Annotated in this window: 11 protein-coding genes; 4 read left to right on the forward strand and 7 right to left on the reverse strand. The window is 61.7% G+C overall.

Features of this window, described 5'->3' with window-relative positions; all coding sequences use genetic code 11:
• Positions 1-15: 15 nt before the first annotated feature.
• Positions 16-1,062, forward strand: coding sequence for an efflux RND transporter periplasmic adaptor subunit (locus BN1118_RS00555; RefSeq protein WP_043554085.1), 1,047 nt, complete (start codon positions 16-18; stop codon positions 1,060-1,062).
• 65 nt (positions 1,063-1,127) lie between these two features.
• On the opposite strand, the gene pyk is transcribed toward BN1118_RS00555, so the two are convergent.
• Both pyk and BN1118_RS00565 read right to left on the reverse strand, forming a co-directional pair.
• Positions 1,128-2,567, reverse strand: a complete 1,440-nt coding sequence (pyk, locus tag BN1118_RS00560; RefSeq protein WP_043134654.1) for a pyruvate kinase — start codon at positions 2,565-2,567, stop codon at positions 1,128-1,130.
• Positions 2,568-2,729: 162 nt separating this feature from the next.
• Positions 2,730-3,584, reverse strand: a complete 855-nt coding sequence (locus BN1118_RS00565) for a MurR/RpiR family transcriptional regulator (RefSeq protein WP_165576240.1) — start codon at positions 3,582-3,584, stop codon at positions 2,730-2,732.
• Between the two features lie 349 nt (positions 3,585-3,933).
• On the opposite strand from BN1118_RS00565, the gene glk reads away from it, so the two are divergent.
• Positions 3,934-4,902: a glucokinase gene (glk, locus tag BN1118_RS00570; RefSeq protein ID WP_043554086.1), complete on the forward strand. Its 969-nt coding sequence runs from the start codon at positions 3,934-3,936 to the stop codon at positions 4,900-4,902.
• 348 nt (positions 4,903-5,250) lie between these two features.
• On the opposite strand, the gene BN1118_RS00575 is transcribed toward glk, so the two are convergent.
• The 5 genes from BN1118_RS00575 to BN1118_RS00595 form a co-directional block, all read right to left on the reverse strand.
• Positions 5,251-6,633, reverse strand: coding sequence for an ATP-binding protein (locus BN1118_RS00575; RefSeq protein ID WP_043554087.1), 1,383 nt, complete (start codon positions 6,631-6,633; stop codon positions 5,251-5,253).
• Positions 6,633-7,307, reverse strand: coding sequence for a response regulator (locus tag BN1118_RS00580; RefSeq protein WP_043134657.1), 675 nt, complete (start codon positions 7,305-7,307; stop codon positions 6,633-6,635). The genes BN1118_RS00575 and BN1118_RS00580 overlap by 1 nt, the downstream gene beginning before the upstream one ends.
• A 114-nt stretch (positions 7,308-7,421) precedes the next feature.
• Positions 7,422-9,578 carry a type I secretion system permease/ATPase gene (locus BN1118_RS00585; RefSeq protein ID WP_244463566.1) on the reverse strand — a complete coding sequence of 719 codons (2,157 nt, stop codon included), beginning with the start codon at positions 9,576-9,578 and terminating at the stop codon, positions 7,422-7,424.
• A 35-nt stretch (positions 9,579-9,613) separates the two neighbouring features.
• On the reverse strand, positions 9,614-10,978 hold the full coding sequence (locus BN1118_RS00590) for an HlyD family type I secretion periplasmic adaptor subunit (protein WP_084213961.1): 1,365 nt from the start codon (positions 10,976-10,978) through the stop codon (positions 9,614-9,616).
• Positions 10,975-13,062 carry a type I secretion system permease/ATPase gene (locus tag BN1118_RS00595; RefSeq protein WP_043554089.1) on the reverse strand — a complete coding sequence of 696 codons (2,088 nt, stop codon included), beginning with the start codon at positions 13,060-13,062 and terminating at the stop codon, positions 10,975-10,977. The genes BN1118_RS00590 and BN1118_RS00595 overlap by 4 nt, the downstream gene beginning before the upstream one ends.
• Before the next feature lie 308 nt (positions 13,063-13,370).
• Here BN1118_RS00595 and rtxH point away from each other — a divergent pair, with 308 nt between their 5' ends.
• Positions 13,371-13,769 carry a protein RtxH gene (gene rtxH / locus BN1118_RS00600; RefSeq protein ID WP_084213965.1) on the forward strand — a complete coding sequence of 133 codons (399 nt, stop codon included), beginning with the start codon at positions 13,371-13,373 and terminating at the stop codon, positions 13,767-13,769.
• 19 nt (positions 13,770-13,788) lie between these two features.
• Positions 13,789-14,250 (forward strand): RTX toxin-activating lysine-acyltransferase RtxC, encoded by a 462-nt coding sequence (gene rtxC / locus BN1118_RS00605; protein WP_043134661.1) that lies wholly within the window; start codon positions 13,789-13,791, stop codon positions 14,248-14,250.
• Positions 14,251-14,259 lie beyond the last annotated feature (9 nt).

Genomic DNA, 14,259 nt, shown 5'->3' on the forward strand with positions numbered 1-14,259 from the left:
GCAAGGAGCTCATCGATGACACACGGTTTTACAAGGATGGTAGTGGGCGCAGCGCTGCTGGCGGGGGGCGTGTTCCCCGTGCTGGCGCAGGGCAAGATGGTGACCCTGGCGGATGTGACCCGGGGGGATGCGGCGGCCAGCATCTGGGTCAGCGGCACTGTGGCGAGCCGTCAGCAGGCGGCCTTGAGTGCCGAGGTGAGCGGGCGGGTGGAGTGGATTGCCGAGTTCGGCAGCCGGGTCAGGGCGGGGGATGAGCTGCTGCGCCTCGACAGCGCTGCGCTGCGGCTCTCGCTGGAGCAGGCCCAGGCCGAGCAGGCGAAGTGGGCCAGCAACGTGCACTTCGCCCGCGCCGAGTTTGACCGGCTGGCGACGCTGCACCGCCAGAAGAGCACCTCCCAGAGCCAGTATGACAAGGCGCGCTACGAGGTGGAGCAGGCAGAACTGGCCGAGCGGCTGGCGCGGGTACAGGTGCGCCAGATTGAGGAGCAGCTGCGCAGAAGCCACATCTTCGCGCCGTTCGACGGGGTGGTGAACAACCACTTCATCCAGCCGGGAGAGCATGTGGATGCCGGTGAGCAGGCACTGGAGCTGGTCAATCCGGATCAGCCCGACATACGCCTGCAGGCTCCCATCATCTGGGCCGGTCAGCTGGCACCCCAGACCCGGCTGCGGGTGGAAGGGGAGCAGCTCAGCGGTCACGGTGTCTATTACCAGCGAGCGGTGAGCGCCGATCCCAAGTCGCGCCTCATCGAGCTGCGCCTCAAGCCCGAAGCGGGCTGCTTCATCATAGGATCGCCGGTGCGGGTGGCGCTGCCGCTGGGTGAGCAGCAGACCATGCTGTTGCCGCGCGATGCGCTGGTGCTCAATACCGAGGGGAGCGTTGTCTATCAGGTGGAGCAGAGCGGCAAGGATCTGAAAGTGAACCGGGTGCCGGTAACAGTGCTGTTTGGCGACAGCCAGCAGGTGGCGGTGAGCGGGGCGCTCAAGCTGGGTGACAGGGTGGTGGTGCGCGGTGCCGGCAGCTTGCGCCATGGTGACAAGGTCGAACTGTTTCGCGGTTGAGGCGGCGGTTTCACCATAAAAAACGGCTCCCGCGGGAGCCGTTTCTGTTGCAGCCAGGTGGGCGATTACTCGACCATCATCACCTTGCAGGTGTTGGTACTGCCGACGGTTTCCATCTTGTCGCCGTGGGTAAGCAACACCATGTCGCCACTTTGCACCAGCCCCTTGGCCTTGAGCACGTCCAGCGCCTCGCGGCACACTTCATAGACCGGCTTGGTCTCGTCGCCGTCGAACAGCACAGGGGTGACACCACGGTAGAGGTTGGTCCAGGCCAGGGTCTTGTTGTGGGGTGACATGGCAAAGATCGGCAGGCCGGAGCTGATGCGGGACATCAGCAGCGGTGTGGTGCCTGATTCGGTCAGTGCCACGATTGCCTTGACCCCTTCCAGGTGGTTGGCGGCGTACATGGTCGACATGGCGACCGCCTCTTCCACCGAGGTGAAGGTGTAGCTCATGCGGTGGTTGGAGACGTTCAGGCTCGGGTGCTTCTCGGCGCCCACGCAGACGCTGGCCATGGAGGTCACAGTCTCGATGGGGAACTGGCCGGCGGCGGTCTCGGCGGAGAGCATGACGGCATCGGTCCCGTCCAGCACTGCGTTGGCCACGTCCATCACTTCGGCGCGGGTCGGCAGCGGGGCGTTGATCATGGACTCCATCATCTGGGTTGCTGTGATGACCACGCGGTTCAGACGGCGGGAGTGACGGATCAGCTTCTTCTGTACGCCGACCAGCTCGGGATCGCCGATCTCGACGCCGAGATCGCCACGGGCCACCATGACGGCGTCGGAGCCGAGGATGATGTCTTCCATCGCCTCGTCGGTGGCGACGGTTTCGGCGCGCTCGACCTTGGCCACTATCTTGGCGTTGGAGCCGGCCTCGCGGGCCAGTTCGCGGGCGTAGCGCAGGTCATCGCCACAACGGGGGAAGGAGACGGCCAGGTAGTCCACGTTCATCAGGGCGGCTGTCTTGATGTCTTCCTTGTCCTTCTCGGTCAGGGCCGGGGCGGAGAGACCGCCGCCTTTCTTGTTGATGCCCTTGTTGTTGGAGAGGGGGCCCGCCACAGTCACAGTGGTGTGAATACGGGTGCCTTCGACCTGCTCCACCTTCAGCTGCACGCGACCATCGTCCAGCAGCAGTATATCGCCGGCGATCACGTCATCGGGCAGGCTCTTGTAGTCGATGCCGACCTGTTCCTGACAGCCTTCACCCTTGCCGAGCGCGGCATCGAGAATGAACTTGTCGCCTATGGCCAGATAGACCTTGCCATCCTTGAAGGTGGAGACGCGGATCTTGGGGCCCTGCAGGTCACCCATGATGGCGACGTGACGGCCCAGCTTGGCGGCGATGTCGCGCACCTGGTTGGCGCGCAGTATGTGGTCTTCAGCGGTGCCGTGGGAGAAGTTCATCCGCACCATGTCGGCGCCGGCACGGATGATCCCCTCGAGGATCCCCTCGCGATCGGTGGCCGGACCGAGTGTGGTTACAATCTTTGTACGTCTTGGCATGAAAGACTCCAGTTTGAAGTTGATATGACTTGAAATACTGCCCCGTCAAGCGCATGGCCCATTGCACCCGCTTGCAAGCCATCTGGGTGGCTTTTGTTACTAAATTACAATACTACACCAAGGAAGGTGGCATAGACAGCCGGGGGCCAGGGCCCCCGCTCGTCAGGAAGAGTGGGGGGTATCAAAGCGGGATTCGCGCAAACCTTCTTTGACTTTCTTCAGGTTTTCGCGAAATTTCATGCCACGGCGCAGGGTAAAACCGGTCGCCAGCACGTCTACCAGGGCCAGCTGGGCGATGCGAGACGCCATCGGCATGTAGACATCAGTGTCTTCCGGCACATCCATGGAAAGCACCAGGTTGCACTCGCGGGCCAGCGGGGAATCCTTGGCGGTCATGCCGATGACGGTAGCGTCGTTCTCGCGGGCCAGCGCGGCGATCTCCACCAGCGCCTTGGTGCGGCCTGTGTGGGAGATGAGCACCACCACGTCCCCTTCGCTGCTGTTGATGCAGCTCATGCGCATCATGACGATGTCATCGAAGCTCACCACAGGGATGTTGAAGCGGAAGAACTTGTTCTGGGCGTCGCGGGCGACGGCGGAGGAGGCGCCCAGACCAAAGAAGCTGATCTTCTTGGACTGGGTCAGAATATCGACGCAACGATTGATGGCGGAGATATCCAGGCTGTTCTTGGCGGCATCCAGACAGGCCATGGTGGATTCGAAGATCTTGGCGGTATAGGTATCGGGCCCGTCGTCCGCTTCCACGTGGCGGTTCACATAAGGGGTGCCGTTGGCCAGGCTCTGGGCCAGATGCAGTTTGAAGTCGGGAAAGCCTTTGGTATCGAGACGGCGGCAGAAACGGTTGACGGTCGGTTCACTGACGTCGGCCATCTTGGCGAGGGTGGCGATACTGGAGTGAATGGCCGTCTGCGGGGAGGCCAGAATGACCTCGGCAACTTTACGCTCTGATTTACTGAAACTTTCCAAATTATTAGTAATTTTATCAAGGGTATTCATCATCACCACCAGGCATTTTTGTAATTTAGCTTCAGTGTCTTTGCACTAAATTCACGGCTAAGCAGGTTTCCAATCAACTTGATGACTATACAAGACAAGCTCTTATCGAAACTAATCTTGGCCCTGCAAAGTATGACTCATGTCTAATTATTTCGTATTTTTGGTTACAAACTTCCACCCATCCCGTGAAAGCGCTTACAAATGTTGCAAAGCAACAACACTGTGAGCGGGCGCACACTTGCATTCATCAAACGCGCAGCGGGGGGAGGGGCTCGGGTAGAATTGTTGCCAAATAATAATTGCGGGACGGTAAGGGCCGCCCCGACCCAAGTAACGAAGGAGTTGTTTTATGCAGCATACCCATGCGCTGGTCGGCGACGTAGGCGGCACCAATGCGCGGCTGGCCCTGTGCGAGCTGGCGACCGGCACCATTTCCCGGGCCAAGACCTATTCCGGGCTGGCCCACCCCAGTCTCGAGGCCGTGGTGCGCCTCTATCTGGATGAGCATCAGGTGCAGGTGAGCCAGGCCTGTATCGCCATCGCCTGCCCCATCAAGGGCGACTGGGTCGCCATGACCAACCACAGCTGGGAGTTCTCCATCGGCGAGATGCAGGCCAATCTGGGCCTGACCCGCTTGCAGGTGATCAACGACTTCACCGCCGTCTCCATGGCGGTGCCCGTGCTGGACGCGGCTGACTGCATCCAGCTGGGGGGCGAGGCGCCCGTGGCCGGCAAGCCCATCGCCATCTACGGGGCCGGCACCGGCCTTGGCGTCGCCCACCTGGTGCACACCGGCGAGCAGTGGCTGAGTCTGCCGGGCGAGGGCGGCCACGTGGACTTTGCCGCCAACAGCGAAGAAGAGGATGCGGTGCTGCAGGTGATGCGAGCCGAGCTGGGTCATGTCTCGGCCGAGCGGCTGCTCTCCGGGCCCGGTCTGGTCAACATCTATCGCGGGCTGGTGAAGTCCGATGGCCGCGAGCCAGAAGCCTTCGCCCCCAAAGACATCACTGAGCGGGCGCTGGCGGGCGAATGCCTGGATTGCCGTCGCACCCTGAGCCTGTTCTGCGTGCTGATGGGGCGCTTCGCCGGCAACCTGGCGCTCAATCTGGGCACCTTCGGCGGTGTCTACATCGCAGGCGGAATCGTGCCGCGCTTCCAGGAGTTCTTCATTGGCTCGGGCTTTCGGGTGGCGTTCGAAGACAAGGGGCGTTTCAAGTCCTATCTGAAGGATATTCCCGTCTTCCTCATCACTCACGAGGGGCCGGGTCTGCTCGGTGCCGGGGCCTATCTGCGCCAGTCGCTGGGCATCAAGCTGTAAGCCGAAACAGGGGGCTGGATGCCAATCATCCCATGGTTCAGCCTTGATTCAGTGACCATGGGATAGAGTAACAACACGTACTCAAGAGGCCAGGGCCCCATAAGGAATTGGGACTTGTCTTCATCCGCTGGGTGCGTTTGTCACCTGACAAGCCTGAACTGTTTCACCGGTCCTTGTGGCCGGTTTTTTTTTATCTTCTGATCTCCTCCCGGCTTCCCGATTGTCGCTTCCCCTGCGTGATGTGATCTCGCGGGGCTGTGTCGGCTGGGAAGGGGCGGGATAAAGCACGACGCCTGCGGGCGGGCAGGCGTCGTTATTGGTGTCGGCCCTGTCGGGGCAACGTCAAACTCAGGGCAGGTCCAGGGTGAAGCGGGCGCCCCCCAGCGGCGATTCATCCACCATGATCTGGCCGCCGTAGCTGTGCACTATCTCGGTGACCACCGCCAGACCTATGCCCTGGCCGGGTGAGCTGTCGGCGCGCACGCCGCGCTGGAAGATCTGCTGCGACTTGTCCGGATCTATGCCCGGGCCATCGTCTTCAATCTCGATCCGCAGGCGGTCTAAGCGGCGACTCACAGTCACCCGAATTTCGCTGATGGCGAACTTGAAGGCGTTGTCGAGCAGGTTGCCCATCAGCTCCATCAAGTCCCCCTGCTCGCCGGCGAAGAAGACGTCGTCATCGAACTTGAAGCGGGTCTGCAGCTTCTTGTGGCGATAGACCTTGGCGAGGCTGGCCAGCAGCTTCTCGATGAGGGGCACGGGTTCCGTGCCCTTGCTGGCGAGGCGCTTGCGGCCGGTGACGGCGCGGCGCAGCTGGTACTGGATGATCTGATCCATGGTCAGGATCTGTTCACTGATGTTGTCGTGGATGTCGCGCCCCAGCTTGATCTCCTGCGCCGTCATCTGGATCAGCGCCAGCCGGGTTTTCAGGCTGTGGGCCAGATCGTTCAGGGCGTGCTGGTAGCGCTGGGTCTGCTGGCGTTCGTTCTCCAGCAGCTGGTTGACTGACTCGGTCAGCGGCGTCAGTTCCCGCTCGTAGTCATTGGAGAGCGCCTCCCGCTTGCCCGCCCGGATCTCGTCGATCTGGCGCGCCATGGTACGCAATGAGGTCAGGCTCCAGAAGCTGGTGAGCAGCAGCAGGGCGCCGAGCAGCGAGTAGGCCAGCAGGGCCTGGCGGATGCACTGATAGAGGTAGCTGCGGGTCTGGGCCAGGTAGCGCTTGGCCGAGTCGACCATCACCACGTAATAGGTGGTGGGCCCCTCACCGTGATTGCGCAGAAAACGCAGGCTGTAGATGAAGTAGCTCTCACCGTTCTTGATGGTGTGGCGTTTGAAGAAGTAGTCCTGATCCAGGCCGCCGAGGTACTTCATCAGATCCTGACAGATGGTGCCCTTGGAGTGGATCACCTCCGGCATGTGCAGGCTGGACCAGCTCAGCTGGCCATCGGCCCGGCAGATCAGGGTATCCAGATTGGGGTCGATGGCATCCGGCGTGATCTTGCCGAGATCCGTGGTGGCATGGAGATCCGGCAGCTTGGAGGAGAACAGCTTGGAGAGGTTCTCCTGCATGCGGGTGCTGGCCTTCTGGGCCTGCTCCTCGGTGTGGCCCAGATAGAGGATGTAGACGGAGAAGGCCATGATGAGCGCTATGACCAGCATGGCGCTCAGCATCAGCTTGATGTGCAGCGAGCGACGGATCAGTCGCATGGGCCGCGGCAGGCGAAGGCGCATCAGTTGCACGAGAGGTTGAAGATGTAACCCTGGCGCCGGATGGTGGAGATGGGCTGGATGCTCCCCTCCGGGTCCAGCTTCTTGCGCAGTCGGCTCACCATCACCTCTATGGTGTTGGGGTCCCCTTCGCCATCGCCGTAGAGCTGGTCCAGCAGTTGCTGCTTGGAGACCACCTGGCGGGCGTTGCGCATCAGGTACTCGAGGATCAGGTATTCGAAGCTGGTGAGCACGGCCGGCTCGCCGCCTATGGTCAGCTCCTTGCGGGAGAGATCCAGCTCATAGTCGCCGGCCTTGACCTTGGGCGAGATGAAGCCGGCGCTGCGGCGCACCAGAGCATTGAGCCGTGCCAGCAGCTCGTCCTTCTGGAACGGCTTGACCAGATAGTCGTCCGCCCCGGCCTCCAGCCCCTCCACCTTGTCCTGCCAGTTGCCACGGGCGGTCAGGACTATGATGGGGAAGGGGATCTGCCGCTCGCGCAGCTGTCTGATGAGCTGCAAACCGTCCATGTCCGGCAGCCCCAAATCTATGATGGCTACGTCTATGGGGTAATCGGCGGCGTAATGCAGGGCCACCTGAGCACTGTCCGTGCTGTGGACCTGATTCTGGGCCTCGGTCAGCAGGGTGGAGAGGTGGTGATTGAGCAGCTTGTCGTCTTCGACCAACAATATTTTCATAAGGTGCGCGATCATGGGGATCCAGGCTGTCAATTAGAGGGTTTATGCCGGGGAGAGTCAATCCGGATCCTAGCAGGAGTGCCTGTATCGGGACTGAATCAGGGCATTCTTTATTCACTGGTTAATCATTAACGGGCGAGGGCCTGGGTGCTCATCCTCTTCCCCCGTCTGCTGGCGCCACAGCCGGGCATAGAGTCCCGGTCGTGCCAGCAGCTCCTCGTGGCTGCCGGACTCCACTATCTGCCCCGCATCCATCACCAGGATGCGATCGGCATGGCGCAGTGTGTTGAGGCGGTGGGCGATGCTGATCAGGGTGCGGCCACGGCGAATGGCCGCCATGTTGGCCATGATGGCCGCCTCGGATTCGTAGTCGAGGGCCGAGGTGGCCTCGTCGAGCAGCAGTATCCTGGGGTTGGCCAGCAGGGCGCGGGCCAGGGCGATGCGCTGGCGTTGCCCGCCAGACAGGCGGGCGCCCTTCTCGCCCACCTGCAGCCCAAAGCCTTGAGGCAGCTCGCGAATAAAGCCGAGCGCGCCGGCCAGCTGCGCCGCCTGTTCCACCTCGGCCTGGCTGGCATCGGGGCGACAGATGCGGATGTTGTCGGCGATCGAGCCACAAAACAGAATGCTCTCCTGCAGCACCACGCTCATGTTGCGGCGCAATGAGACGGGGTCGGCGATGGCGAGATCCATGTTGTCCACCAGCACCTGACCATGCTGGGGCACGTAGAGCCGTTGCAGCAAGCGGGTAAGGGTGCTCTTGCCACAGCCGGAAGGGCCAGTGATGCCGATGAACTGCCCGGGCTCGATGGAGAGGGAGAGATTGGCCAGTACCTCGGGGGCATCCGGCTGGTAGCGAAAGCGGATGTGGCGAAATTCGATGGCCCCCTCGAGAGCGGGGACGGAGGCGAGCCCGCCATTGCCGTGCTCCGGCGCCTCGTCGAGTATGTCCCCCACCCGGCGCAGGGCGATCAGGGTGTGCTGGAAGTCCTGCCACACCTGGGCCAGCCGCAGCACCGGCTGGGTGACATGGCCCGCCAGCATGTTGAAGGCCACCAGCTCGCCAGGACTCAGCCTGCCGTTCAGCACCTCGCCGACCCCGAGCCAGAGCAGCAGGGCGGCGGTGAGCTTTTGCACCAGATCGATGCCCTGACCCGCGGCAAGCCCCACCTTTCTTGCCTGAAATCCCCGCCGCAACTGGCGCGCCAGCAGACGCTGCCACTCCTGATAAAAGCGTGGCTCCGTGGCCGTGGTCTTGATGGTTTCGATGCCGGTGACCGCCTCGGTCAGGAAGCTGGTGGCATCGGCATCCGCCTGATACTCGGCCTCGACCCGCTTGCGCACCAGGGGGCCAATCAGCAGCCACAGCAGAAAATAGATGAGCAAGGAGCCCAGCACGCAGCCGGTCAGCACGGGGGCGTAATGGAACATGACACCGACAAACAGCAGGATGAACACCAGGTCCAGCACCAGCATCAGGGTGGAGCCGGTGAGGAACTGGCGGATCTGGGCCATCTCCTTGACCCGGGCTATGATCTGGCCGGTCTGGCGCGCCTTGAAATAGTCGATGGGCAGGCCGACCAGATGGCGATAGAGCTTGCCGGACAGCTCGGCGTTGACCTGGTTGGCCAGATGACCGAACACCTGGCCGCGCAGAAAGCTGTAGAGCGGCTCGGCGCAGGCCAGTGCCAGCATGGCCAGGGCCAGTACCTGCAGGCTGCCTAGGCTGCGCCCCACCAGCACCTTGTCGATGATGTTCTCAAACAGCAGCGGGCTGGCAAGGGCTATGAGCTGCAACACGATGGCGAAGCAGAAGACGTCTCGCACCTGCTTCTGCTGGCGCAGTACCGCCGGGCTGAACCAGCCCAGCCCGAACTTGACCTCGGCCGGGGTGAGATCCTGCTGGGCCAGCAATAGATAGTGCCACTGCGCCGCCTGTGTGGGGTTCGGCAGCGGTTGCAGGCTGCTGGTGCCGGTCGCTGGATCGAACAGCTGCCAGCCCTCAGGCTCGATGGCGGTGATGGTGTACCAGCGCCCATCCCGCTTGAGCAGGGCCGGCAGTGGCAGCGCCGCCAGCGGGCAGCCCGGCCCCTGTGACAGGGCGCTGCGCAGGCCGAGCCGGGCGGCGGCCTCGCGCACCGTCAGATCGTCCGGCGCCAGATCGCAACCCATGGCGTGGGCCAGTTGCCCGGCATCCGCGGCCATCATCAGCTGATGGGCCGCGTGGGCGAGAGCGGCGAGGGCGCCATTGGCGATGGGGGCGGGCTCGTTCACGGGGGCCTCCAAGGCTGGCAAAGCGTGTGTCATTGTCATCGCTCCCGCAGTGCCTCGGCCTGGTATTCCCGGATCGGGCTCAGCAGGTAGTCGATCACCCGGCGTCTATCCGTCTTGACCTCGGCCACCACCGACATGCCCGGGGTGAGCCGCACCGGCTGATTGTCTATCTGCATCTCGCCCCGGCTCAGCTTGACCCTGGCGGGAAAGACCAGCCCCAGTTGCTCATCCGTGGTGGCATCGCGCGACACGCTGACCAGCTCGCCGTCTATGGTGCCGTAACGGGTATAAGGAAAGGCATCCACCTTGATGCTGACCGTCTGCCCTTCGTGCACGAAGCCTATGTCCTTGTTGAGGATCTTCACCTCGGCGTACTGGACTCCCTCGTTGGGCACTATGACCAGCAACTGCTGGGCCGGCTGTACCACGGCGCCCTTGGTGTGGATGGCCAGCTGCTGCACTGTGCCCGCCACCGGGGCGCGAATGACTTCCAGGTGCTCCCGCTCGCTCAGCTTGGCGAGCTCCTGCTCGATGGCGGTCAGCTGCAGCTGGGCCTGCTGGCGTTTCTCGACCCACTCCCGCTGTTTCTGTGCCTTGAAGCCGGCCAGCCGCTCCTGCAGGCTCTGCTGCTGGGATTGCAACACCTCGAGTTCGGCCCGCTGCTGGGCGAGCTGGCGCTGGGTTTCCAGCAGCTCTTTCTCCTGCTCCAGATACTCCACCCGTGAGATGGCCTGGGATTGGCTCAGGGTCTGGCGCGCCTGCAGGCGGGGCCGGATGTTGGCCAGCAGGATAGTGAGGGAGGCCATGTCCCCCCGTCGGGCGGCCTGATTGGCCTGATTGACCCCAAGCTCGGCCTGCAGGTTGTTGAGGGTGCTCCGGTACTCGTGCAGCTCGCTCTGGTGGTTCTCCGCCAGCGCCTGTTGCTGCGCCGGGGTGAGCCTGGCGTAGTCGGGGTGCTGGCTGACGGTTTCGTTGCCATAGAGCGCCTGATAACGGATCAGGGTCTGGTACTGGAACGCCTGTTGCTCGCGCAACCGGCTCAGGTCCTGACTCACCCCCAGGGTGTTGAGGGTCAGCAGCGGCGCGTTGGCGGCGACCGCCTGGCCATCTTCCACGTGAATGCCGATCACCCTGGCCTGCTCGTAGGACTGGATCATCTGGCTGCGGCCAAAGACCAGCAGGCGCCCGCTGGCGGTGGCCTGGATGTCGAGCTGGCCCCAGCAGGCCCAGAGCAGGGTGAGCAGCACACCGGCGCTCAGGGTGAGCGCCGTGATACGGGCAAAGGGGGAGGGCGGCGTCTCGGCCAGCGCCAGATGGGCGGGCAGGAAGCCGTAGTGGGCCTCCTGCTGCCGGGCTGGACCGGGTTGGCGCCAGCGGCTCAGCCAGGTGCGCATATTCATGGGGTCTCCTCGTGCAAGTCCTGTTGCAGCTGCCACAGGCGGGTGTAGTGCTGTCCCAGTGCCAGCAGGCTGGCGTGGTCGCCCTGCTCCACTATCTTGCCGCGCTGCAGGACTATGATGCGGTCGCAGTGGCGCACTGTGGAGAGGCGGTGGGCTATGGTGATGACGGTGCGGCCGCTGGCGATCTGGCGCATGTTGTGCTGGATCAGCGCCTGGGATCCGTCATCCAGGGCGCTGGTGGCCTCGTCGAAGATGAGGATCCTGGGGTCGGCCAGCAGGGTGCGGGCGATGGCCAGCCGTTGGCGCTGACCGCCGGAGAGCGAACTGCCCCCTTCCGCCAGCACTGTGTCGTAGCCAAGGGGCAGTCGCAAAATGAACTCATGGGCGCCGGCCAGAGTGGCGGCCCGTATGATCTCGTCCAGGCTGGCGTGGGGCACCGACTGGGCCAGGTTGTCGCGCACCGACTTGTTGAACAGGTGGTTCTCCTGCAACACCACTCCCATCTGCTGGCGCAGGTGGTGGAGCGGGATCTGCTGGATGGGCTGGCCATCGATGAGGATCTGCCCCTGCTCCGGCTGATAGAGCCGCAGCAGCAGACGGGCCAGGGTGCTCTTGCCCGAGCCCGAGCCTCCGACAATCCCCAGCGTCTCGCCGGGCGCCAGGGCGAGGGAGAGATCGTCGATGATGAGGGGGGCATCCGGTTGATAGCGAAAATGCACCCGCTCGAGCGCTATGGTGCCGGCCTGGATGCGGCCATCCCCATCGCGCTGATGCTCCGGGGGGAGGTTGAGCATGTCGCCGAGTTTGTCTACCGCGATCCGGGTCTGGATGAACTGGCCCCACAACTCGACCAGGCGCGACAGGGGTTGAGCCACGTGACTGGCCATCATGTTGAAGGCGATGAGCTGGCCTATGGTGAGCTGCAGCGCGATCACCTCGCTGGCACCGAGCCAGAGCACGACGACTGTCACCAGTTTTTGCAGCCACATGACCCCGTGCTGGGAGGCATTGTTGAGTTGCTGCACCCGGTAGCCCGCCTCCACCATCTGGCGGGTCTGCTCATCCCAGCGCCGCACGAAACGCGGTTCCAGCGCCAGGCTCTTGAGGGTCTCGGCCCCGGCGACCGTCTCGTTCAGGAAAGCGGTATTGGTGGCGGCATGGCCGAACTGCTGCTCGACCGCCTGCTGCATGCGTGGCGTGATCCACCAGGCGATCAGCACATAGGCGGGAATGGAGAGCAGGATCACCAGGGTCAGCATGCCGGAGAGGCTGGCCATGACGGCCAGGAAGACAAACATGAACAGCACGTCCACCGTCAGGGTGAACAGGGTGCCGGTCAGAAATTCGCGTATGGTGTTGAGCTCCTGCACCCGGGTCACGATGGCGCCCACCTGGCGACTCTTGAAATAGAGCAGGGGCAGGGCAAACAGGTGCTGCACCATGCGCAGACCGAGCTGGATATCTATCCGGTTGGCGGTGTGGGCATACTGGTATTCCCGCAGCCCGCGCAGGCAGACCTCCACCAGAGCCGTGATCAGCAGCCCGAACACCAGTACATCCAGGGTTGCCCAGGCCTGATGCACCAGCACTTTGTCCATCACCACCTGAAAGAAGAGCGGGGAGATGAGCGCCAGGATCTGCAACACCAGCGAGAACAGCAGTATCTCGCCGAGCAGGCGTTTTTGCTGCAGGAAGGCGGGGATGAACCAGCGGATGTCGAAGCGACTCTGCCGTTTACCGACCTCGAGCAGGCGGCCCGCCCAGCGTGCCAGCAGTTCGTCTTGTGCTATGACTTGCGGCTTGCCCACTGCCGGATCCAGGATCAGCGCCTGTTCACCCTGGCGCTGGGCCAGCACGAACGCCTCGCCAGAGGGGCTCAGCAGTACCACCGGCAGGGTCAGTTTATCGAGTTTGCGAGGGGGGATATGACGCTGACGAATGCGGGTTCCTGTCTGTTGTTGCAGCGTATCGATAATATTGTCAAAGGTGTCGTCTGGCGTGGGTGCTATATCTGGAGAGGGACAACCCAGCATCCCGATAATAATATTGAGACACGCTAAAACAGACTCTTCACTCGCCGTCATAATATATCCGTTTGCCGCTGTGACACCCCTCCTGTTTATATGGGGCAAGGTGGCCTGTTGCAGGCAGGGCGCGCATACTAACGAGCCATTATTTCACTGTCAAATATTATCTCGACTGATAGTTATCATAATAAAAACGGCCGCGCTGACTCAGCTAATAACGTATTGCATAATACCAAGACATTAACCTTAATGATTGAGTTGATATTTATATTGACGTATTTACTCTATTTTTAGGTCATTGTTTAATTGAATCGGATAATAATTTCAAATATGGTAAATATAGTGAAAAGCAAAATGTTAATCCCGTGTTGTTTTACTTGGGAAATTCCTTTTCTTTTTTGTTTGTCTTTATATTTATTGATAATGGAATTTATATGACAGAGCAGTTTGTACAGACAGTATCCAGCGTCAACTATAACAAGGGGATCTTCTCCCTCTATTTCGTTGGACAAGATCCGCTGAAGATGGCGCAAGGGGTCATGGCAGAAAGTGACAACGAGTTGGCGCTGAAACAGACGGTCCACATGCCTGCCGCTGGCTTTATGTATATGGTTTCAATGATAAAAAACATGCTTGAAGATCCACGCATGGCTGCCGAGTTTGACAAGTTGATCGCCGCAGGCCTGATCCCGGCAGCCCCTTCTGACGAGCAGCAAACCGCACCGGTTGCCACAGCACAGGCCGCGCCGCGCAAGAAAAAATAATGTTCCGGTTGGGGATCCAATGAGCTTGGTATTGCAATCAACGGAACCGAACTGGCAACAAAATCAACATATGCTGGGGGGAGTCATGCTGCTGAGTCAGCACTCCTCCCTGCACCGGCGTTATTCCGTCGCCGAGTGGCAACAGCGAATATTGCCTGCCTTCGAATTGAACCAGTTCAGCTATTATGAAGACTCACACGGGCGCCCGGTTGCATTTTGCAACTGGGCGTTTGTCTCTTTATCCATTCGTGACACCTTGCTGGCCGCCGAGCGGGAGCTGATCCGTGAGGATTGGCAATCTGGCGACCATATTTTTATTCCGGAGATGATAGCGCCATACGGACATGCCCGCGCCGTGGTGAGCGATCTGCGTCGCCGGATATTTCTGCCATGGAAAGGGCAGCGGGTCTGTACCGTGCGCGGTCATGTTCATGCCGAACTTGGCCATTGTGTGCGCAGGGTGCAGTGGTTTTCCATTTAATCATAATGA

Origin of the sequence: Aeromonas bestiarum (genome assembly GCF_000819745.1) — a bacterium.
Lineage (GTDB): Bacteria > Pseudomonadota > Gammaproteobacteria > Enterobacterales > Aeromonadaceae > Aeromonas > Aeromonas bestiarum.